Source organism: Nonomuraea gerenzanensis (assembly GCF_020215645.1).
GTDB lineage: Bacteria > Actinomycetota > Actinomycetes > Streptosporangiales > Streptosporangiaceae > Nonomuraea > Nonomuraea gerenzanensis.
The window spans coordinates 3162186-3182945 of the sequence record NZ_CP084058.1 but is presented as its reverse complement, the minus strand read 5'-3'; the positions used below and the strand labels follow the sequence as shown (position 1 = coordinate 3182945).

Below are 20760 nucleotides of genomic sequence, written 5' to 3'. Positions count from 1 at the left end.
CGTGGCCCCGGCTCACGAGTGCATGACGCGGCGCATGTCGGCGACGGCACGCAGCGTTCCGCGTACGGTGCCGGTGACCTTGGAACGTCCCGTCCTGGGCAGGTAGCCGACGTCGGTCTCGGCGATCCGCCACCCCGCGGCGGCGGCGCGCAGCGCCATCTCCAGCGGGTAGCCGAAACGGCGGTCGGTCAGCTCCAGCGCCAGCAGCGCGGCGCGGCCGGCCGCCCGCATGGGGCCGAGGTCGTGCAGCGGCGCGCCCGTACGCCGGCGCAGGATCGCGGCCAGCACGGCGTTGCCCAGCCGGGCGTGCGGCGGCCAGGCACCGGCGGCCGTCGGGACGCGCCGCCCGAGCACGAGGTCGGCGCGCCCGTCGAGCACCGGCGAGGCCACCCGGGGCAGCTCGGCGGGGTCGAGCGAGGCGTCGGCGTCCATGAAGCAGACCAGCTCGGCCGAGGAGGCCAGCAGCCCCGCGTGACAGGCGGCGCCGAAGCCGCGCCTGGGCTCGTGCACCACCTCGGCCCCGAGATCGCGGGCTCGCTGCGCCGATCGGTCGGTGGAGCCGTTGTCCACCACGAGGGGACGGTAGCCGTCGGGCATGCGGCCGAGCACCCAGCCCAGCGCGGCCTCCTCATTCAGGCACGGCAGGATCACGTCGATCGTCATGACCGGGCGAACTCCTTCATCCCTGCCTCGAACCCGATCTCGGCGCGGAAGCCCAGCTCGGCCGCGGCCCGTCCGGGCGAGGCGACGATGTGCCGGACGTCGCCCAGCCGGTACTCCCCCGTGACCCGGGGGCTGGGGCCGCCTCGTTCCGAGGCCAGCGCCTCGGCCAGGTCGCCCACGGTGTGCGGGGTGCCGGAGGCGATGTTCCAGGCCCGCAGCTCGCCGGGCCGGACGGGCGCCGACAGGGCGGCGAGGTTCGCCCTGGCCACGTCGCGCACGTGCACGAAGTCGCGCAGCTGCCTGCCGTCCTCGAACACCGCCGGCGCCCTGCCCGCCTCCAGCGCGGAGCGGAAGATCGCCGCCACTCCGGCGTAGGGGGTGTCGCGCGGCATGCGGGGCCCGTACACGTTGTGGTAGCGCAGCGCCGCCACCCGGCCGCCCGTCTCCCTGGCCCAGTTGGCGGCCAGGTGTTCCTGGGCGAGCTTGGTGGAGGCGTAGGCGTTGCGCGGGTCCGGACGGGCGTCCTCCTCTATCACCGCGTGGGTGAGCGGCTCGCCGCAGCGCGGGCAGGCGGGGTCGAACCGGCCGTTCTCCAGGTCTTGTACGGAGCGGGGGGCTGGTCTGGTCGGTCCGTGGGCGGTGCAGGTGTAGCGGCCCTCGCCGTAGATGACCATCGAGGAGGCCAGGATCAGATGGGCGATCGTGTGCCTGGCCATGGCTGCCAGGAGGACGGCGGTGCCGTGGGCGTTGACGGAGGTGTAGTCGGGGAGGTCGGAGACGTTCACTCCTAGGCCCACCTTGGCTGCCTGGTGCACGACCATGTCCACGCCGGGGAGCAGCTCGTCCAGGGCGGTGGCGTCGCGGACGTCGGCGGTGTGCCACCTGTCGTGGGCGTCGCCGGCGTCGGCGCGGTGCCGCACGTCCTCGGCACTGCCGGCGTCGGTGCCGTGGCGCACGTCCCCGGTGTCACGGGCGTCGGTGCGGTGCCGCACGTCCAGGCCGACGACGTCGTGCCCTGCCGCTCGCAGGGCGTCGGCGACGTGCCCGCCGATGAAACCGGCCGAGCCGGTGACCATCACTCTCACGCCGCCGACGCTAACCCGCCGTCCCTGCCGCCCCGAAGGGACGTTCGCGGTTCGTAAGGGTTCTTACGGAGCCGGAACGGCGGCGGGCACGGCGGCCCCGGCGAGGCTCCGGCGTGCGAGGCTGCCGCCTGTGAGCCGCAGCGTGCTCGCCGTCGGCGGGCTTCTCCTCGCTCTGGCGGCCGTCCTGGTCAGGACGGTGGCCGGGCCTGCGGGCGTGGGCTGGTACCTGCTGGCTTGGGCCCTGTTCGCCGCCGCCTTGGTGGCGGCCCGGCGGGTGCCGGAGCGCCGGCTCGGCGCGCTGGTCGTCGCCGGCGGGATCGTACTGGCCGCGACGGGGCTGGCGGCGCCGCCGAGCACCAGCACCGACTCCTTCAGGTACGTGTGGGACGGGCGGGTGCAGGCGGCGGGCCTGTCCCCCTACGATCGGCCGCCGTCCGACCCCGCGCTGGCGGGGCTGCGTGACGATTGGCTCTTCCCCGCCGGCTGCGCCGGGCTCTATCCCCTCCCGGACGGCGGCTGCACCCGCATCAACCGGCCCACCGAGCCGACGATCTATCCGCCGGTGGCTCAGTGGTACTTCCTGCTGGTGCACTGGCTCTCACCGGACGGGGTGCGGCACCTGGCGCTGCAGGTCGGTGGGTGGGTGATGGCCGTTGTCGCGCTGATGGCGGTGTGCCGGATCGCGGGGGTGCGGCGGGCGGTGTACTGGGCGTGGTGCCCTGCGGTGCCGGTGGAGGCGGTGAACAACGCGCACGTGGACATGCTGGGTGTGCTGCTGGTGGTGCTGGCGTTCATGGCCGGGACGCGCTCCGCTCGGGCGGGCAACGTACGCACGGGCGTCTTGAGCGGCGTGTTGCTCGGGGCGGCCGTGGCGGCCAAGCTGCTACCCGCGGCGGCGCTGCCCGGCGCCTTGGCGGGCGTGCTGTCCGGCGGGCTGTCGAACCGCCAGACGGCTGACGGCCAGGCAGCCGACGGCCAGGAGACCGACGGCCGGGCGGCTGACGCTCAGCGGGCTCACGGTGGGGTGGCGTGGCGCCGCGTCGCCATCACCCTGGTGCCGGCCACGCTCGCGATGGCGCTGTCCTACCTCCCCTACGTCCTGACCTCGGGCAGCTCCGTGCTGGGCTACCTCCCGGGCTACCTCAAAGAGGAACGCTACGACGGCGGCGGCGCCCGGTACGCGGTCCTGCGCCTGGTCGTACCGGACGCATGGGCCCCGTACGCCGCGATCGTCCTGCTCTGCCTGGTAGCCCTCCTCGTCCTCCGCTTCGGCGACCCCGACCGCCCCTGGCAGGGCGCGCTGCTGGTCAGCGGCTCGCTCCTGCTGCTGTTCACCCCCGGCTACTCCTGGTACGCGCTGCTGGTCGTCGCGCTGGCCGCCGTGGACGGCCGGTGGGAGTGGCTGGGCACGGCCCTGGCAGGCGCGGTCGCCTACCTCGCCGCCGACCTCGGCCCCCTGTTCTACACGGCGGCCGCCCTCGCCGTCCTGGCCGGCTGGGCGGCGCGGCTCCCGCACCGGGCAGGCAGTCCACCTGCCGCCCGCCTCCCCTAAGGACTGAGCACACTGAACCACCAGCTCCTGGTCATCGCCAAGGAACCGCGGCCCGGGCGGGTCAAGACGCGGCTGACCCCGCCGTACAGCAGGGTCGAGGCCGCCGCGCTCGCGGAGGCGGCGCTGCGTGACAGCGTGCGCGCCGTGGCCGCGGCGCCCGCCACCCAGCGGGTGCTCGCCCTGGACGGGCTGCCCGGCCGCTGGCTGCCCGACGGGTTCGTGGTGATCCCGCAGCGCGGGGCGGGTCTCGACGAACGCCTGGCGGCGGCCTTCGCCGACGCCCACCGGCTGCGGCCGGACCCCGTCGTGCTGATCGGCATGGACACCCCGCAGGTCACGCCCGCGTTGCTGCGCGAGGCGGGGCAGGCGCTGGAGCGGCACGACGCTGTGTACGGCCCGGCCGCCGACGGCGGTTTCTGGCTGCTCGGCCTGCGGCGGCCGGATCCGGCGCTGCTCCTGGGGGTGCCGATGTCGCATCCCGAGACCGGCAAGCAGCAGCTCGACCGGCTCGAACGCGCCGGCCTGACCGTCCACCACCTGCCCGAGCTGATCGACGTCGACACCGCCGCCGACGCCACCGCCGTCGCCGCCGCGGCACCCGGCTCGTGCTTCGCCGCCGCGCTGCGGGAGCTGGGCCGATGATCGGCGAGCTGTACGCCGACGCCCTCGCCGGGGAGAGCGTCGAGATCGAGTACGTGGACGGCACCCGCGTGCCGTTGGAGGCGTCGCGCTGGTTCGAGCCGATCGAGGGCGACGAGGAGTTGCTGAGCCGTTGTGCCAGCCCCACGCTGGACGTCGGCTCCGGCCCCGGGCGGCTCACGGTGGCGTTGACGCGGCGCGGGATCCGCTCGCTGGGCATCGACATCACCCCGCGCGCCGTCGCCCTGACCCGCCGGGCCGGAGGGTTCGCCCTGCTCCGGGACGTCTTCGACGACCTCCCCTACAGCGGCCGCTGGGCCACCGCGCTGCTCGCGGACGGCAACATCGGCATCGGCGGCAACCCCGCGGCGCTGCTGCACCGGGTCCGGCACCTGCTCCGGCCCGGTGGCACCGTCCTGGCCGAGGTCGCGCCGCCCGGGACCCGCAGCCGGGTGGATCGGCTCCGGCTGCGCAGGGGGCGGCTGGCCGGGCAGTGGTTCGGCTGGGCGACCGTCTCGGCGCCCGACGTCGAGCGCGTCGCCCTGGCCGCCGGCTTCACGGGCGCCGACTCCTGGGCCGCCCACGACCGCTGGTTCGCCCGCCTGCACTGAACCCCACACGCACACGGCCGTGCAGGCAGAGCCCGCACCCAGAAGCCGCGCACACAGAGCGGGATGCGGGGGCGCGGGCACGGGTGCCGTATCAACCCCGTGGCAGCGCCACATTCCCGGCGATTTCACCGCGTACGTGCGGGATCGCCGTTGATCTGCCGAACGTGTATCGTCGAGAACCATGTTCCGCCCCCTGAACACCGGCGAGCCGACCCGGTTGGGTGACTACCGCATCATCGGCGGCCTCGGCGAGGGCGGGCAGGGCGTGGTCTATCTGGCCGAGGACCCATCCGGCGAGCAGGTGGCGATCAAGGTCCTGCACGCCAGGCTGGCGGGGATGACCGAGGCACGCGAGCGCTTCCTGCGCGAGGTCGACGCGGCCATGCGGGTGGCGGCGTTCTGCACGGCGCGGGTGCTGGACGTGGCGGTGGACGGCGACAGGCCCTACATCGTCTCGGAGTTCATCGACGGCCCGTCGCTGGACGACTCCGTGCGCCAGAACGGGCCCCGGTCGAAGGGGGCGCTCGACCGCATCGCCGTGAGCACGGCCACCGCGCTGGCGGCCATCCACCGGGCCGGGGTCGTGCACCGCGACTTCAAGCCGTCGAACGTGCTGCTGGGCTCCGACGGCCCCCGGGTGATCGACTTCGGGATCGCGCGCGCGATCGACATGACCGTCACCGGCGGCTCCGTGGGCACCCCCGCTTACATGGCGCCGGAGGTCATCGCCGGTGAGCCCGCGCAGCCCGCGTCCGACGTGTTCAGCTGGGCGGTGACCGTGGGGTTCGCCGCCACCGGCCGTCCCTCCTTCGGGCGCGACACCATGCCCGCGGTGATGTACCGCATCCTGCACGCCCAGCCGGATCTGGACGGCGTGCCCGAGCCGCTGCGCGGCCTGCTCATCCGCTGCCTGGCCAAGACGCCGCAGGAACGCCCGACGGCGGACGAGGCCTTGAACCTGCTCATCGGCCACGACCAGACCACGGTGACCAGGCCCATCGGCGCAGCAGGCTCCGCCGCCCGCCCATCCGCGCCCCCGCACACCGCGGCCACTCCAGGAGCAGCCCCGCACACGTCAGCGCCGCACACCTCGGCGCCGCACACCTCGGCACCATCGTCCGGAATTCCCGCGCCCGGCTCTCCGCACAGCGGAGCCTTCCCCGCCGCCGGCGCTTCCCAGCCCGGCCCGGCGAACGCCTGGACGGCCTCGTCCCTCACGCCCCCGTCCGCCGGTGAGGCGCCGCCGGAGGGCCGCAGACGGTCCAGGCTCCTGGTGGTGGGCGCGGCCACCTCCGTCGCGGTGCTCATCAGCGTGATCGTGGTGGCCCTGCGCACGGGCGAGACCACCCCGCCGACGACGGCCCGCCCTCCGGCCACGACCAGCACGACGCAGGGCCCGACGTCACAGCCCCCCACCCCCGCCACCGCCCGCCCGTACGGCGAACGCCTGGGCGAGGTGGCCCTCGGCGGCGAGGTCAACACCGTGGTGGTGACCACGCACGAGGGGCAGCGCGTGGTGCTGGCGGGCAGCACCAAGGGCGTGGCCAAGGCGTGGAAGTTCGGCACGCCGCCTGCGGAGCTCGCCACGCTCAGGAACTCCCGTGACGGCGAGCAGAAGGACGCCGCCATCGACGTCGGCGAGGTGGACGGCAAGGCGGCCACGTTCAGACGGCTGCAGAACGGCGGGGTGCTCGCCTCGGCCGCGCAGGGCGACGAGCCGCTCGGCCCCGTCTACAAGGGCCATCAGGCGATGGTGTACGCGCTCGCCCCCGCCCAGGTGTCCGGCAGGACGGTCCTGGTCAGCGGCGACGCGGCCGGGAAGCTGCACGTGTGGGACCCCGCGACGGGCAAGAACGCAGGCCCCCAGCCCAAGGCGCCCGGCGGCGACCCCATCTTCGGGATCGCCACCGGCACCTCCGACGGCCGTCCGTACGCGGTGACCGCCTCGGCCAACGACACCGCGCAGGTGTGGAGCCTGGAGACCGGCGCCAAGGGCGCCACCTTCCGCAACCACGGCAACGACGTCTTCGCCGTGGCGACCGCCGTGATGGACGGCACGCCGGTGGGCATCAGCGGCGGCTCCGACCGGATCGTCCGGGTCTGGGATCTGCGGGACGGCAAGGAGCTGACCTCGTTCTCGGGCCACACCGCTGAGGTGGCCTGCCTGGCGGTGGGCAGGGTGAAGGGCCGCGCCGTCGTCGCCTCGGGCAGTTTCGACGGCACCGTCCGCGTGTGGGACCTGCGCTCCGGCAAGCTGGTCGGCGACCCGCTGAGGTCGCCCGGCGGGCGCGTCTACTCGGTGGTGATCACTGAGGACGAAGGCGAATCATGGCTGGCCGCCGGAGACGTCAAAGGCAAGATCACCGGATGGAGCCTGGGCCCCGCCTCCCCTTGAGAGCCATCCCGCCTCCCCTTGAGAAAACCCCGCGTAGAAAAGCGCGGCCCCTCCCCGTCAATGCGAGAGAGCGCTCTCTTGACAGCACCCATCACCTTGCCGGAAGGTACCTGGTAAATCTCCATCCATGGACCCGATGAGGTAACCCCCATGGCACGCACCCCCCACCCCCGACCGTTACTCGCCCTGGGCGCCGCCCTGGCCACGGTCATCGCCCTGCTCGCCCCCCTGGCCGGCACCGCGAGCGCCGCCCCCGCCCCCGGCCCGCTGGTCTGGTCCGATGAGTTCAACGGAGCCGCGGGCAGCGCCGTCGACCAGTCGAAGTGGCGCTTCGACATCGGCGGCAGCGGCTGGGGCAACAACGAGCAGCAGTACTACACCAGCAGCACCCGCAACGCCGCCATGGACGGCGCGGGCAACCTCGTGATCACCGCCCGCCGCGAGAACCCGTCCGGCTACCAGTGCCACTACGGCACCTGCCAGTACACCTCCGCCCGCCTGCTCACCTCCGCCACCTTCACCCGAGCCTACGGGCGCTTCGAGGCACGCATGAAGCTGCCGCGCGGGCAGGGCATCTGGCCGGCGTTCTGGATGCTCGGCAACGACCTCGGCTCGGTCGGCTGGCCCAACAGCGGCGAGATCGACATCATGGAGAACATCGGCCGCGAGCCCAACACCGTGCACGGCACGCTGCACGGGCCCGGCTACTCCGGTGCCGGCGGCATCGGCGCCGGCTACACCATCGGCAGCCCCTTCGCCGACGCCTTCCACACCTTCGCCGTGGACTGGTCGCCCAACCTGATCATCTGGTACGTCGACGGCGTGGAGTACCAGCGCCGCACCCCGGCCGACCTGGGCGGCAACCGATGGGTCTTCGACCACCCGTTCTTCATGATCATGAACGTGGCGGTGGGCGGCCACTGGCCGGGCTACCCCGACGCCACCACCACGTTCCCGCAGGCCCTGACCGTCGACTACGTGCGCGTCTACGCCCCGCCCACCAGCGGCACCGGCGGCCGGATCACCGGCTACGGCGGCAAGTGCGTGGACGTCGCGGGCGCCAACCCCGCCAACGGCACCGCCGTCCAGCTCTGGGACTGCAACGGCACCGCCGCGCAGAGCTGGACCTGGAACGCCGACGGCTCCGTGCGGGCGCTCGGCAAGTGCATGGACGTGACCGGCGGCGCCACCGCCAACGGGGCCCAGGTGCAGCTCTACGACTGCAACGGCACCGGCGCGCAACGATGGACGTTCGAGGGCACGGGGCAGATCGTCAACCCGCAGTCCGGCAGATGCCTGGACGCGACCGGGGTCAGCTCGGCCAACGGCACCCGGCTGCAGATCTGGGACTGCTCGGGCGGCGCCAACCAGCGGTGGACCCGCTCCTGACATGAGAACGCCCGCCGGGGCGACAACCCCGGCGGGCGTTCTCCGCATCACCATCCACCTGAGAGAGCGCGTTCTCAGCCGGCCACTTCGAAGAGCTGGTTGAGTTGCGCGTTGAGGCGGGTGAGTGAGGCGGCCGGGGCCTCACCGAGGAAGATCGCCTCCAGCGCGGGCGTCATCAGCGCGGTGACGTCGGCCGCGTTGGAGGTCACCGGCAGCGGGAACGTGGTGCGGTTCCTGATGTGGTCGGTGAACGCCGACACGTCCAGGCCCCGCTCCTTCTCGTTGTACCGGATGGCCAGCTCGGTGCCCGCCGGCCGGGCGGGGAAGACGACGCCCGACTCGCCGATGATGTTCTGGCACTGCTCCCCGGACAGGAACTTCACCCACTTCGCCGCGTTCTCCGGCTGCTTGGAGAACGTCGTGATGGAGTCGGCCAGGCCGTTGAACATCGAGGCCCGCTTGCCGATCGGGCCGATCGGGGTGGGCGCGACGCCGATGTCCAGCTTCCTGCCCGCGGCGTCGGTGAGCTTGGTGAAGGACGAGATCGTCCACGAGCCCGACAGGCCCATCGCGGCGATGCCGGACTGGATCTGCGTGTCAGGGGTGATCGCGTTCCTGCCGCCGATGGCGGCGAAGCTGGCCATGTAGCCCTTGCGCACCAGGCCGAAGTACCAGTTCAGGGTGTCCTGCACGACCGGGTCGTCCAGGTTGAAGCGGGCGCCCCAGGGGTTCTTGTCGGTGGCCTGCCAGCCCGCGCTGCCGGTGAACGCCGACCACTGGGTCTGCCCCCAGTTGTCGCCCCCGCCGCCGTTCGCGGCCAGCCCGTACGTCTTGACCCTGGTCCTGTCGAAGCCGGGCTCGTCTCCGCGCACGCCGTTCTGGTCGATGGTCAGGTGTGCGATCGTCCGCTCGAAGGTGCCGCCGTCGCGCGGGTTCCAGGTCAGCTCGTCCAGCGTGGCCGGGTCGATGCCGGCGGCTCTGACCGCGGCGGTGTCGTAGAAGACGGCGATGGTGTCCCAGTCCTTGGGGGCGCCGTACCGCTTGCCGTCCTTGCCCTTCCACAGCTCGGCCAGGCCCTCCTGGTAGTCGGAGTCCTTGATGTCGCTAGTGGGGCCGAGGTCGTCGAGCGGGCGCAGCACCTGCAGGTCGACGAACTGGGGGAACTTGGCGAGCTGGTCGGTGAAGACGTCGGGGGCGGTGTCGGCGATGAAGCTGGCGGTCAGCTTGGACCAGTAGTCGTCCCAGCCGTACTGGGAGATGTGGATGCGCAGGCCGGGGTTCTGCCGCTGGAAGGCGTCCGCGCACTTCTGGTAGCCGGGCTGCTGGGAGGAGTCCCACAGCCAGTACTCGATGGTGCCGGTGGTGCCGCCGCTCCCGACTCCGCCGCAGGCGGCGGTGGTCAGCAGGAGCGCGGTCAGCAAGAGTCGTCTGAGCATCACTTGATCCCGCTGAAGCCGATGGAGTTGACGATGCGGCGGGCGAAGACGAGGAACAGCAGCAACATCGGCAGCGCCGCCACCAGCGTGGCCGCCATCAGGCCCGCCCAGTCGGGGCCCGCCTGCGGCTTCTGCGACTTGAACACGCCGAGCGCCACGGTCAGCACCCGCGACCTGTCGGTGTAGCTGACCATGAGCGGCCAGAAGTACTCGTTCCAGGAGGTGATGTAGGTCAGGATCGACAGCGTCGAGATCGGCGCCGCCGAGATCGGCAGGATCAGCCGGAAGAAGATCCGCGTCTTCGAGGCGCCCTCGACCATCGCGGCCTCCTCCACCTCGCGCGAGATGCCGAGGAAGAACTGCCGCAGGAAGAACACCGCGAACGGCGTCATCAGCATGCTGGGCAGCGCGATGCCGAGCACGGTGTCCACCAGGCCGAGCTCCTTGATGAGCACGAAGTTCGGCAGCAACGTGAAGATCGCCGGGATCATCAAGCCGGCCAGGAAGACGGCGAAGACCTGCTCGCGGTGCCGCCAGCGCAGCCGGGCGAAGGCGTAGGCGGCCATCGCGGAGAAGAACACCTGCCCGGCGGTGACCATCGTGGCGACCAGCACGGAGTTGAGCAGGTAGCGCCAGAACGCGATCGGCTGCCCGGCGCCGCCCGCGTCGATGGCCTCCTGACCGGTCTGGATGCCGAAGACGCGCTCGAAGCCGCCCCACGAGAACTGCACGGGCAGCAGACTGTCGCCGCCCGCGTAGAGCGCGTTGTTGTCGGACAGCGCGGTACGCAGGATCCAGTAGAACGGGAACAGGCTGACGATCATCACCAGGATCATGAACGCCCAGCCCAGGGCACGGCCCACGCCGAACCGGGGCTTCGGCGGCGGCTTGGGGCCGGTCTGCCGGGCGTCGCTCGCGGCGGGCGCCGTCACGGTCGCCATCTCACCCTCCCGCGGCCAGGTCGGAGGTGCCGGCCCGGGTGAGCCGGTACTGCACGAACGTGATGATCATGAGAACGACCAGCAGCGCCACGGACATCGCCGAGGCGTAGCCGAACTGGAAGCGGTTGAAGGCGGCCTCGTAGATGTAGTACTGCAGCACCCTGGAGGAGTCGACAGGCCCGCCCCTGGTCGCGATCGCGACGGTGTCGAACACCTGGAACGAGCCGACCACGCTGATGATCAGCACCACCGCCATCACGGGCCGCAGCAGCGGTAGCGTGATGCTGCGGAACATGCGCGGCTCACTGGCGCCGTCCATGCGGCCGGCCTCGTACAGGGTGGCGGGGATCGTCTGGAGCCCGGCGAAGATGAGCAGCGCGGTGTAGCCGACGTGCCGCCAGACGTTGATCAGCGCGATGGTCGGGATGACCCACGCGGAGTCGGACAGGAACGCGATCCGCCCCACTCCGGCCAGCTCCAGCACCTTGTTGCCGATGCCGAGCTGGTAGTCGAGGATCCACAGGAAGACCAGCGCCGCGACCACGTTCGAGACCAGGTACGGCGTCAGCACCATCCCGCGCAGCCAGGTCCGGCGCGTCAGCCGCTGCATCAGCACCGCGATGACCAGCGCCAGCGCGGTCTGGACGGCGATGTTGACGACCACGTAGTACACGGTCACGCCCAGCGCGTTCCAGAACACCGGGTCCTGCGCCATGCGCACGTAGTTGTCCAGGCCCGTCCAGCGGGCGGGGGTGAGCAGGTTGAACTTGGTGAAGCTGAGGTAGATGCCCCGCAGCGTCGGCCAGAGCAGGAAGACCAGGAAGCCGATGAGCGCGGGAAGGATGAACAGGAGCGCCAGTCGCGTGTCGTCTCGCGCTCCCTTGGCGGGGCCGGGTGTGACCGGCCTGGTGGGGGTGGCCATGGTGCCTCCTTCGCGGGTCACCGTAGACCTTGTGATGTGGCGGTTTCTACCCCGTCCTGCGCGTTCGACTGATTTCCGTCACGGATGCGCGGGCGGCGTCAGAAAGCCGCGCACGTCCGCGAGCGCGAGCAAGGGCACGCTGCGGGCGGGCGGTCGCCACGCGTTGACGGACCGGAGGTATTCCGCGCCGCACCGGGCGGCCAGCCGGAAGAACCACCAGCGCAGCCGCTCGTCCAGGTTGCCGAACGAGCAGTGCAGCAGCGCGGCGGCCTGCAGCGACAGCAGCAGCTGGGTCAGCCACTCGTCGCGGAAACCGTCGGCGACCAGCTGGGCCCCGGGATCGCGGGCCGTGCGCGTCAGCGCCGCGAAGAGGTCGTGGCGCCCCTTGCCCAGCACGATCAGGCCGAACAGGTCCTCCTCGGCGTGCGCGTCCTGCGGCGGGTGCCCGGCGACGACGGAGAGCAGGAGCATGGCCCGGTCCCGGGTCAGGGGCGCGCTCCTGTCGAACGTGGTCAGATCGACGAGCCTGTACTGCTGGGGCAGCAGCTCTCCTTCACGGGTGCGCGGGATGAGGATGTTGCCCTGGTGCAGGTCGCCATGGGTCAGCCCGCGCAGGTGCTGGACGTCGTAGTGCGCGACGACCTGCCCCGCGGCCATGGCGAGCGGGTTCGGCAGGACCTGGGGGTGCTGTTCGTCCCCGAAGGCGATCCAGTGCCGATCCGGGTGCAGCAGCCCGTTCGCCTCCGCCAGGGCGCGCAACCTGCCCCGCTCGTCGAACTTCCCGCGCAGCTCGCCCCGCAGATAGGCGCCCGAGTCCAGATCGGAGCAGAGCTCCGGCCGCCTCCTGGCGTTCCAGTCGCGGACCAGCCCGTGCGCCACCGCGTCGAAGGCGTCGGCGATCTCCTGCGCCGACTCCAGCTCCGCGAGCTGGCACGTCGTGGCGAAGCCGCCACCGGCGACGTCCATCAGGAGCACGTGTCCCCCGCCCTCCATGGGCGGCGAGAACTGCTTGAGCCGGACCAGGTGCTCCTTGCGGAACCTCACGGGGCTCTCCCGCCACGCCCGGTCGTGCTGCGCCGGCTCGCGGGACGGCGGGCCGGGCGGGCACGTCTTGGCCACGACCTTGCTCGTCCGCTCGTCGCTCCCGGGCGGGGGCTTGACGATCAGCGCGAGCAGCCGGCTCTCGGTGTGGCCGCTGCGCACCCAGAGGGGCGTGCTGACGGAGACCTCGAAGTCGCGGTCGGCCAGGCCGGCCAGGGCCCGCGCCGCCGGCTCCCCCAGGTGCGCCAGCATCAGCTCGCGATCGTCGTGGACGGCCCGGCGGAACGGGACCGGCCTTCCGTCGGCCTCCAGTTGGTCGAGCTCGTGCAGCAGGGCCGCGGGGTCGTTGAGCAGCACGCGGTGGTTGTCCAGGTAGGCCTGCTCCGCCGCCGACAGCCGCCTGATCACCCGCTTGCCGTTCACCTTGACCAGCAGCGTCTGCTCGACCAGCACCGCCGCGCGGTTCACCTCCTCCAGGGCCGCGACGAGGGCTCTGACGACGCCGGACCAGGCCCGCTCGCCTCGCGGGCTCTCGTCGTGCAGGGCGTGGAACAGCTCCTCCAGCCGCTCATCGACGGGGCGGTCCGTGGAGCCGGCCCGAGATCTCATCACATAGCGGTCGTCGCGGGCCCGGTCGGCCGTGGGCACCTCGAAGCCGAAGGCGCCGGCGACCTGCACGACAGCGTCCTCCACCTTGGCGAACGCGTCGTCGTCGCCATCGGTGACCCTGATCTCCAGCGCGGTGGAGTCGAGCACGTCCCGCTCGCCGAGGGCGAGCGCGGTCGCCTCGGCGAGGTCGAGGCGGGCGCCCTCCTCGAAGGCGTCCTTGTAGGCCAGCTCGCCCAGCTGCCGCCGGCACTCCTGCACGCACGTGTCGTGCTGACCCGCCATCCAGCCGGCGCCCATCTGCGGCGACCCGACCGTGCGCCAGTTGTCCTGCAAGGCCCCCAGGAGCCGGGCGGCCACGGGCAGGTGCCGCAGCGCCACGAAGATCCGCGCCGCCGTCTCCAGCGCCAGCAGCGTGCCCAGCGTGTCGTGGAAGTCGCGCTTGATGCGCAGGCTCTGCCTGACGCTGAACAGCGCCTCGTCGAGCCGTTCGGTCGCGAGCCTGTTGTCCGCGAGCACCCAGTGCGCGTGCGAGCTGACCCACAGCTCGCCGCACTCCTCGCACAACTGCAGGCAGTCCTGCAGCAGCGACTCGGCCTCGGACAGCTCGCCCTGCGCGGTCAGCACGATCGACTGCTCGACGATCGCGGGCAGCAGGCCGGGGTTCAGCTCTCTGGTCTCGCCGTTGAACTTGATCGCCATGCCCAGCAGCGCGCTGGCCTTCTGCAGGTCGCCCTGCAGCAGCGCCGCCGTGCCCTGCATCTTCGAGGCCAGGATGACCGCCCGCCAGTCGCCGATCTCGACCGCCTCGGCGTTGCACCTCTCGGCCGCCGCCAGCGCGCCCGCGCTGTCGCCCTGCGCGGACTTGACGTAGGACAGCACCCACAGCGCCTTGCACCGTTCCCTGCTCACCGCAGGGTTGGCCTCCAGCGCCCGCTCCAGGTACAGGCGGCCCTCGCGGGCGAAACCGCAGCACACCCACATGAACCACAACGACGACAGCAGCCGCAGCGCCAGCACCTGCCTGCCCGCCGACTTCAGCGCGTGATCCAGCGCGACGCGGACGTTCTCGCGCTCCTGGCGCATGCGGACGAACCAGTAGATCTGCCGCGCCCCCGACCAGGCGTCCTCGCTGCGCTGGGCCAGGCTCAGGTAGTACTCCAGGTGCCGCCGGCGTAGCTGCTCGGACTGGCCGAGCTGGGCGAGCGATTCGGCGCCGTACTCGGCCAGGGTGTCGATCAGCCGGTAGCGCCCGCCGTCGCGGTCGTTCTTGAAGAGCAGGATCGACTTCTCCACCAGCTCCCCGAGCAGGGCGGGGACGTGCTCCGGCGGCAGCCGCTCGTCGGAGCAGACGAATCGGGCCGCGTCGAGCTGGAAGTCGCCCGCGAAGACCGACAACCGCGCCCACAGCAGCCGCTCGGGCGGCTCGCACAGCTCGTGGCTCCAGTTGATCGTGGCCCGCAGCGTCTGGTGGCGGGGCAGCGCCGTGCGGCTCGCGCCGGCCAGCAGGCTGAACCGGTCGGCCAGCAGCCCCAGGATCTGCTCCACCGACAGCGCCCGCAGCCGCACCGCCGCCAGCTCGATGGCGAGAGGGATGCCGTCGAGCCTGCGGCACAGCTCGGCCACCGGCGCGATGTTGTCCCCGTCGAGCGCGAAGTCGGGCACACCGGCGACCGCCCTGGCGGCGAAGAGCCGCACGGACTCGTTGGCGAACAGGCTCTCGCCCGGGTCGTCGCCCGGCACCTGCAGCGGCGGCACCGGCACGACGTGCTCGTAGGGCAGGTGCAGCGACTGGCGGCTGGTGGCCAGCACCTTCAGGTGGGGCGCCGCCTCCAGCAGCTCGTGCACCAGCTCGGCACAACTGTGGATCAGGTGCTCGCAGCTGTCGATGATGAGCAGCATGTTGCGCCGCCCCACCCACTCCGACAACGACTCCGACTCCGCCCGCGAGGACTGGTCGGCGATGCCCAGCGCGTAGGCGATCGTGTGCTTGACCATGCCCGCGTCCTGCAAGCTGGCCAGATCGGCGAACCAGACCCCGTCGGGGTAGTGCGGGCGCACCTGGTGCGCCAGATGCAGCACGGTGCGGGACTTGCCCACGCCGCCGATGCCGGTGACGGTGACCAGCCGCGAACCGCCGAGGTGCCGTTTGAGGTTGGCGAGCAGGCGGGCACGCCCGACGAAGGTCGTCAGTTCGGAGTGCAAATTGCCGTGCCGCCGGGAATGCTGGTTCACCATAGGATCGCCAATATTAGTCACGTTCCCGCGCGCAGCGGAAGTTTACGCATCAGCGACTTTTCGCCGAAAAGACATTCAACTTGATTGTCGCCGATTTCTAGCATTTCTGCTATTTGTTGCGAATAATGCTCATTTGGCGGCGTTCAGCGGCCGGTGGAGCCGTCGAGCTGTTCGCGCAGAATGTCCGCGTGACCGGCGTGCCTGCCGGTCTCCTCGATCAGGTGCACCAGCACCCAGCGCATCGACGGCGCCGGCCCGGGGCGCGGGGCTCGCGGGGCTGGGGCCGACAGGTCGTGGCAGGCGTCGATGACCTGGTTCGCGCGCTCGGCCGTCGCGCGGTAGTCGGCGAGCACGCCGTCCACCGTGTCGTGCGCGGACGGGCGCATGGTCGCCTGCCAGTCGCCGGCGTCCTCGCCGAGGAGGTAGAACCGCTCGACGGACGCCAGGTGCTTCAGCAGCCCGAGCAGGCTGGTGCCGGACGGCACGGCGGCCGTCCTGACCTGCGGCTCCGGCACGCCGACGACCTTGGCGGCGATCGACTCGCGCAGGTAGTCGAGAAAGCCCCGCAGGGTGGCCTTCTCGCCGGCGCCGGTTCGCGGGGGCCCGGTGTCCGTGGGTCGGCGCGGGCGGCTCGGGGCGGTCATGCGGCGCCTCGCTGGAGGAGCAGGACGTTGTCGATGACGGTGGCGGTCTCGCCGGTGGGCCCCGTGGCCTGGCGGCTGGGCAGGTCGGCGCACAGGACGGGCCAGCGGGCCGGGTCGAGGCCGAGGCCGGCGGCGAGCTCGGCGGGGGTCGGGAAGTGGGCGCCGGGGTCCTGCTTCCAGGACCAGGGGGCGGTGGAGCCGTGGTCGACGATCAGCAGCAGGCCGCCGGGGCGCAGGGCGTGGGCGGCGGTGCGCAGGACGCGGTCGCGCGGGAACGCGAACGGGGTGTGCAGGTACTGGGCGGAGACGAGGTCGAACTCGCCTGCCGGGAAGGTGTCCGCGAGGTCGTGCTGCTCGGTGGTGATCCGGGCCCCGAGGCCGAGGGTGTCGGCGCGCTGCCTGAGCCGTCGGACGGCGGTGGCAGAGATGTCCACGGCGGTGACGTGCCAGCCTCGCCCGGCGAGCCAGAGCGTGTCGCCGCCGGCGCCGCAGCCCAGGTCCAGGGCGGCGCCTGGGGTCAGGGGGGTGGCGGTCTCGGCCAGCAGCGGGTTGACGCGCGGGTTCAGGGCGGGGCGGGCGCGGTAGAGCCGCTCCCAGAACCCCGCGGCGTCCTCGCCCTCCGCCGGGCGACCGAGGCCCGTCGCGTCCTCGCCCGGCGCCGCGTCGGCGTTGTCCTGTCGGGTGGTGTCCATCTGCGTCGCCCTTCTCGTACGGCCGGCGGCCCCGGCCACGTACCAGCAGCATCACCGCCACCGTTCCGGGCTTGCAAGAAAAGTTGCGGATCCGCATTATCGGTGCCATGGACCATCCTGCGGAAGACGTTCTGGCCGGAGTGGGCCCCCGCCTGCGGGCCCTGCGCCGGGCGCGGGGCGCCACGCTCGTGGCGCTGGCCGCCGAGACCGGCCTCACCGCCAGCACCCTGTCCCGCCTGGAGAACGGCAAGCTCCGTCCCACGCTGGAGCAGTTGCTCCCGCTGGCCAGGGCGCACGGCGTGCCGCTCGACGACCTCGTCGCGGCCCCGCCCACCGGTGACCCGCGCATCCATCTGCGGCCGGTGCGGCGCGCCGGGCTGGTGCTGGTGCCGCTCACCAGGCGGCCGGGCGGCGTCCAGGCGTACAAGGTGATCTATCCGCCGGCCGGCCGGTCGCCCACGACGAAGCCGCAGACCCATGAGGGTTACGAGTGGTTCTACGTCCTCAACGGGCAGGTCAGGTTCGTGCTCGGCGAGCAGGAGTTCCAGCTCGGCGTGGGAGAGGCCGCGGAGTTCGACACGCGGATACCGCACTGGATCGGCAGCGCCGGCGACCAGCCGGCGGAGGTGCTCACGTTGTTCGGGGCGCAGGGAGAGCGCGCGCACGTGGCGCCGGCCGAGCACTGAGCGCCGCACAAGGTGGGGAACGATACGAGATCGGGCGTTTACCGTGCGTCACCGCGCGCCCTGTGCAGATAATGAACAGATGGAAGACACCTCCCCCGAAAAAGGAAGATGGTTCGAACACGCGCTGGAATGGGAATCGGATTCCGAGCACGGTGATCGGCCCGCGCGCTGCCTGATCACGCAGATTTCCGGCACCACCGCCTCGGCGCTCCCCCAGGTCTGCTATCGGCGAGTGGACGACCCGGGCGGATATCGCCCCAGCTCCATTGATATCGACCTTTTTCCGCACATTCTGCGACGCTGGCTCACCCCCGAGGAAACCGACCGCGCCGAAAGGGAGGCCCGGTTCCGGCAGCACAGTTTCATCGCCTCGGATCTCAGGTGATGGGTCCCTCCTTGCCCGCGAGGCCGATCGCCGGCAAGGAGGGCATGAGGGGCGTCAGCCCGCGGCGCGGAAGCCGCGGGCGATCGTAGATCTGGTCGCGCCGACACCTCTTCCGCGGCCTGTGGCCGGCCGCTATACAGATCGTTGACGCGCGGGGGCGCGGGATCGACGTTCACCATGGGGGAAAAGCTGGTGACATATCCCAGCTCTTGCCGCAATGTTGGGAGTCGTCGATGAGTTTTGTCGGTGGCGCCGGTCAGTCTGTGTATGACAACAACCTCATACGAGACACAGGGCCGCGAGCCCGGCCATGACCGCATAGTGTCCGACAGCCCCGATCGAGGTGCCGTGCCCAGCAAACAGCTCGACCCGCCTGCCGACCCCACTGCCGTCGCGGGGCGCACCCCGGCCGTGATCCGGCTGCTGGTGCTGGCCACGTTCGTGGTCATTCTCAACGAGACGATCATGATCAACGCGATCCCCCGGCTGATGAGCGCGTTGCACATCACCGAGCAGACCGCGCAGTGGCTCTCCACCGCCTTCATGCTGACCATGGCCGCGGTCATCCCCATCACCGGATGGTTCCTGCAGCGGGTCTCCACCCGCGGCGCGTACGTCACCGCGATGGGCCTGTTCCTGCTCGGCACGGCGCTGGCCATCGTGGCGCCGTCGTTCGAGGTGCTGCTCGGCGCCCGCATCGTCCAGGCGTCGGGCACGGCCGTGATGATGCCGCTGCTGATGACCACGTTGATGCAGGTGGTGCCCGAGTCGGACCGGGGCCGGGTGATGGGCAACGTCACGCTGGCCATCTCTGTGGCGCCGGCGATGGGGCCGACGGTCTCGGGGGTGATCCTCCAGTTCGGGTCCTGGCGGTTGCTGTTCGCCGTGGTGCTGCCGATCGCCGCGCTGATCACCTGGGGTGGCCTGAAGCGACTGAAGAACGTCGGGGAGCCGCAGGCCGGCACCATCGACTGGTTCAGCGTGGTCACCGCGGCGGCCGGGTTCGGCGGCCTGGTCTACGGGCTGAGCCGGTTCGAGGGCGGTGACGTGCGGCTGGCCGCGGCGATCGTGGCGGGCGGCCTGATCACCATCGCCGTCTTCGTCGTGCGGCAGCTGTCGCTGCAGAAGCGCGGCGTGCCGCTGCTGGACCTGCGCACGCTGCGGCACCGCACCTACACGGTCGCGCTGATCCTGATGTCGGTGGCGTTCATGGCGATGCTCGGCTCGATGATCCTGCTGCCGCTGTACCTGCAGAACGTCCGCGCGCTCAGCGCGCTGGAGACCGGGCTGCTGGTGATGCCGGGCGGCCTGGCGATGGGGCTGCTCGGCCCGACCGTGGGGCGCCTGTTCGACAAGTTCGGCGGGCGGGTGCTGGTCGTCCCCGGCGCCGTCGGGATCATGCTCGCCCTCGCCGGGTTCACCCAGGTCTCGATGACCACGCCGTTCTGGCAGCTGCTCGGCATGCACGCGCTGCTCATGGTGAGCCTCGCCGCGACCTTCACCCCCGTGTTCACCCTGGGGCTCGGGGCGGTTCCGCCGCGCCTCTACTCCCACGGCAGCTCCATCCTGAGCACGTTGCAGCAGGTCTCGGCGGCCTTCGGCACCGCGCTCGTGGTCACCGTGATGAGCGCGCGGGCCGACGCGCTGAAGGCGGAGGGCGTCACCGACGCGCTCGCCAGCCTCGACGGCATGCGCCTGGCCTTCATCATCGGGGCGGTGCTGTCGGTGGCCGTGGTCATCGCCGCGCTGCTGCTGCCGGCCCGGGCCGACCACACCGCGGAGGTCCCCGTCCACGGCTAGGAGGACCCGCTGGCGCCCGGCTCCAGGATGGTCCTGCTCCGCTTCGGGCAGTGCGTTCAGGCCAGGCTCGGGGACGCCTCGCACTTCCAGCGGCGGTAGTCGCTCGGGGACACGCCGGTGATCCGCTTGAACGCGTTGCTCAGCGCGCTCACCGAGCCGTAGCCGACCTGCGAGGCGATCGCCGCCACCGTCTCGTCGCCACGGCGCAGGCGGTCGGCCGCCAGCTCGATCCGCCAGCCGGTCAGGTACTCCAGCGGCCCCTGCCCCACCACCCGCTTGAACCGGGCGGCCAGCGTCGATCGGGACACCGCCGCCACCGCGGCCAGCTCGGACACCGTCCAGGCGTGGGCGGGGCGGGCGTGCACCGCGCGCAGCGCCGGGGCCACGATCGGGTCGGTGAGCCCGGCCAGCCAGCCCGAGGTGCCACCGGGCCCGGCGGTGATCAGGTGCAGGCGCAGGAGGTGGATCAGCATGACGAGCGCGAGGTGCTCGGCGACCAGGGTGGCGGCGAGCGGGCGCTCGCGCAGCTCGGCGTCGATCAGGTCGAGCGCCCAGCGTACAGTGGCCGCCTCGGGGGTGCGGCCGGGCACGTGGATGACCGGCGGCAGCACGTCGAGCAGCAGCTCCTGGGCCCGCTCGCCGAAGCCGAACCGGCCCCCGACGAAGACGACGTCCTCGCCCTCCCCCACGCGGGCCACCCCGTCGGTGGCCGCCGCGAAGTACGGAGGGGCCGGGACGGGCCGCACCCCCGGCTCGCTGGCCAGGGTGAAGGCACGCGGCCGGACGAGCAGGAAGCAGTCGCCCTCGGCCAGCTCGATCGGCTCCGGCACTCCGTCCACGGTGAGCACGCAGTGGCCGCGGCGTACCGCGTTGAACTTGACCCCCGTGGGCGGCGGGAACGCCAGCGCCCACCTGCCGCCGGCGACCAGCCCGACGGACAGGTGACTGGTCGTGCCGACGAGGGTGAGCACGTCTTCCAGGGGATCAGCTTGCTGGACGTTCACGCAACCATAGTGGACTCACAAGTATTCCGAG

At 72.0% G+C, this 20760-nt stretch carries 17 protein-coding genes; 8 read left to right on the top strand and 9 right to left on the bottom strand.

The window, feature by feature from the left end; translation table 11 throughout:
• Positions 1 to 12: 12 nt before the first annotated feature.
• A complete protein-coding gene (locus LCN96_RS15175; RefSeq protein WP_225273268.1) occupies positions 13 to 663 on the bottom strand; it encodes a glycosyltransferase family 2 protein in 651 nt (216 codons plus the stop codon).
• Positions 660 to 1739, bottom strand: a complete 1080-nt coding sequence (locus tag LCN96_RS15170; protein WP_449867114.1) for an NAD-dependent epimerase/dehydratase family protein — start codon at positions 1737 to 1739, stop codon at positions 660 to 662. Before LCN96_RS15170 ends, LCN96_RS15175 begins: the two co-directional genes overlap by 4 nt.
• A 139-nt stretch (positions 1740 to 1878) precedes the next feature.
• On the opposite strand from LCN96_RS15170, the gene LCN96_RS15165 reads away from it, so the two are divergent.
• The 5 genes from LCN96_RS15165 to LCN96_RS15145 all read left to right on the top strand — a co-directional run bounded on the left by LCN96_RS15165 (position 1879) and on the right by LCN96_RS15145 (position 8334).
• Positions 1879 to 3300: a glycosyltransferase 87 family protein gene (locus LCN96_RS15165; RefSeq protein WP_225273266.1), complete on the top strand. Its 1422-nt coding sequence runs from the start codon at positions 1879 to 1881 to the stop codon at positions 3298 to 3300.
• 3 nt (positions 3301 to 3303) lie between these two features.
• On the top strand, positions 3304 to 3942 hold the full coding sequence (locus LCN96_RS15160) for a TIGR04282 family arsenosugar biosynthesis glycosyltransferase (protein ID WP_318528363.1): 639 nt from the start codon (positions 3304 to 3306) through the stop codon (positions 3940 to 3942).
• A complete protein-coding gene (locus LCN96_RS15155; RefSeq protein ID WP_225273265.1) occupies positions 3939 to 4550 on the top strand; it encodes a class I SAM-dependent methyltransferase in 612 nt (203 codons plus the stop codon). Before LCN96_RS15160 ends, LCN96_RS15155 begins: the two co-directional genes overlap by 4 nt.
• A gap of 181 nt (positions 4551 to 4731) precedes the next feature.
• Positions 4732 to 6945, top strand: coding sequence for a serine/threonine-protein kinase (locus tag LCN96_RS15150; protein WP_225273264.1), 2214 nt, complete (start codon positions 4732 to 4734; stop codon positions 6943 to 6945).
• Between the two features lie 150 nt (positions 6946 to 7095).
• Positions 7096 to 8334, top strand: coding sequence for a glycoside hydrolase family 16 protein (locus LCN96_RS15145; protein WP_225273263.1), 1239 nt, complete (start codon positions 7096 to 7098; stop codon positions 8332 to 8334).
• A 74-nt stretch (positions 8335 to 8408) separates the two neighbouring features.
• Here the strand turns inward: LCN96_RS15145 and LCN96_RS15140 are convergent, their stop codons facing one another.
• The 6 genes from LCN96_RS15140 to LCN96_RS15115 all read right to left on the bottom strand — a co-directional run bounded on the left by LCN96_RS15140 (position 8409) and on the right by LCN96_RS15115 (position 16854).
• On the bottom strand, positions 8409 to 9770 hold the full coding sequence (locus LCN96_RS15140) for an ABC transporter substrate-binding protein (RefSeq protein ID WP_225273262.1): 1362 nt from the start codon (positions 9768 to 9770) through the stop codon (positions 8409 to 8411).
• Positions 9770 to 10711 carry a carbohydrate ABC transporter permease gene (locus LCN96_RS15135; protein WP_225273261.1) on the bottom strand — a complete coding sequence of 314 codons (942 nt, stop codon included), beginning with the start codon at positions 10709 to 10711 and terminating at the stop codon, positions 9770 to 9772. The genes LCN96_RS15140 and LCN96_RS15135 overlap by 1 nt, the downstream gene beginning before the upstream one ends.
• 1 nt (position 10712) lies before the next feature.
• Positions 10713 to 11633, bottom strand: coding sequence for a carbohydrate ABC transporter permease (locus tag LCN96_RS15130; protein WP_225273260.1), 921 nt, complete (start codon positions 11631 to 11633; stop codon positions 10713 to 10715).
• 78 nt (positions 11634 to 11711) lie between these two features.
• Positions 11712 to 15518, bottom strand: a complete 3807-nt coding sequence (locus LCN96_RS15125; protein WP_225273259.1) for an ATP-binding protein — start codon at positions 15516 to 15518, stop codon at positions 11712 to 11714.
• Between the two features lie 143 nt (positions 15519 to 15661).
• The gene (locus LCN96_RS15120) at positions 15662 to 16162 is read right to left on the bottom strand and encodes a DinB family protein (RefSeq protein WP_225273258.1); all 501 of its coding nucleotides are present in this window, start codon (positions 16160 to 16162) and stop codon (positions 15662 to 15664) included.
• Positions 16159 to 16854: an SAM-dependent methyltransferase gene (locus tag LCN96_RS15115; protein WP_225273257.1), complete on the bottom strand. Its 696-nt coding sequence runs from the start codon at positions 16852 to 16854 to the stop codon at positions 16159 to 16161. The genes LCN96_RS15120 and LCN96_RS15115 overlap by 4 nt, the downstream gene beginning before the upstream one ends.
• Before the next feature lie 107 nt (positions 16855 to 16961).
• On the opposite strand from LCN96_RS15115, the gene LCN96_RS15110 reads away from it, so the two are divergent.
• The 3 genes from LCN96_RS15110 (at position 16962) to LCN96_RS15100 (ending at position 19725) form a co-directional block, all read left to right on the top strand.
• Positions 16962 to 17540 (top strand): helix-turn-helix domain-containing protein, encoded by a 579-nt coding sequence (locus LCN96_RS15110; RefSeq protein WP_225273256.1) that lies wholly within the window; start codon positions 16962 to 16964, stop codon positions 17538 to 17540.
• A gap of 79 nt (positions 17541 to 17619) precedes the next feature.
• Positions 17620 to 17925: a hypothetical protein gene (locus LCN96_RS15105; RefSeq protein WP_225273255.1), complete on the top strand. Its 306-nt coding sequence runs from the start codon at positions 17620 to 17622 to the stop codon at positions 17923 to 17925.
• 348 nt (positions 17926 to 18273) lie between these two features.
• Entirely contained in the window at positions 18274 to 19725 is a 1452-nt protein-coding gene (locus LCN96_RS15100) for an MDR family MFS transporter (protein ID WP_225273254.1), read from the top strand.
• Between the two features lie 56 nt (positions 19726 to 19781).
• On the opposite strand, the gene LCN96_RS15095 is transcribed toward LCN96_RS15100, so the two are convergent.
• Positions 19782 to 20729, bottom strand: coding sequence for an AraC family transcriptional regulator (locus LCN96_RS15095; RefSeq protein ID WP_225273253.1), 948 nt, complete (start codon positions 20727 to 20729; stop codon positions 19782 to 19784).
• Between the last annotated feature and the right edge of the window lie 31 nt (positions 20730 to 20760).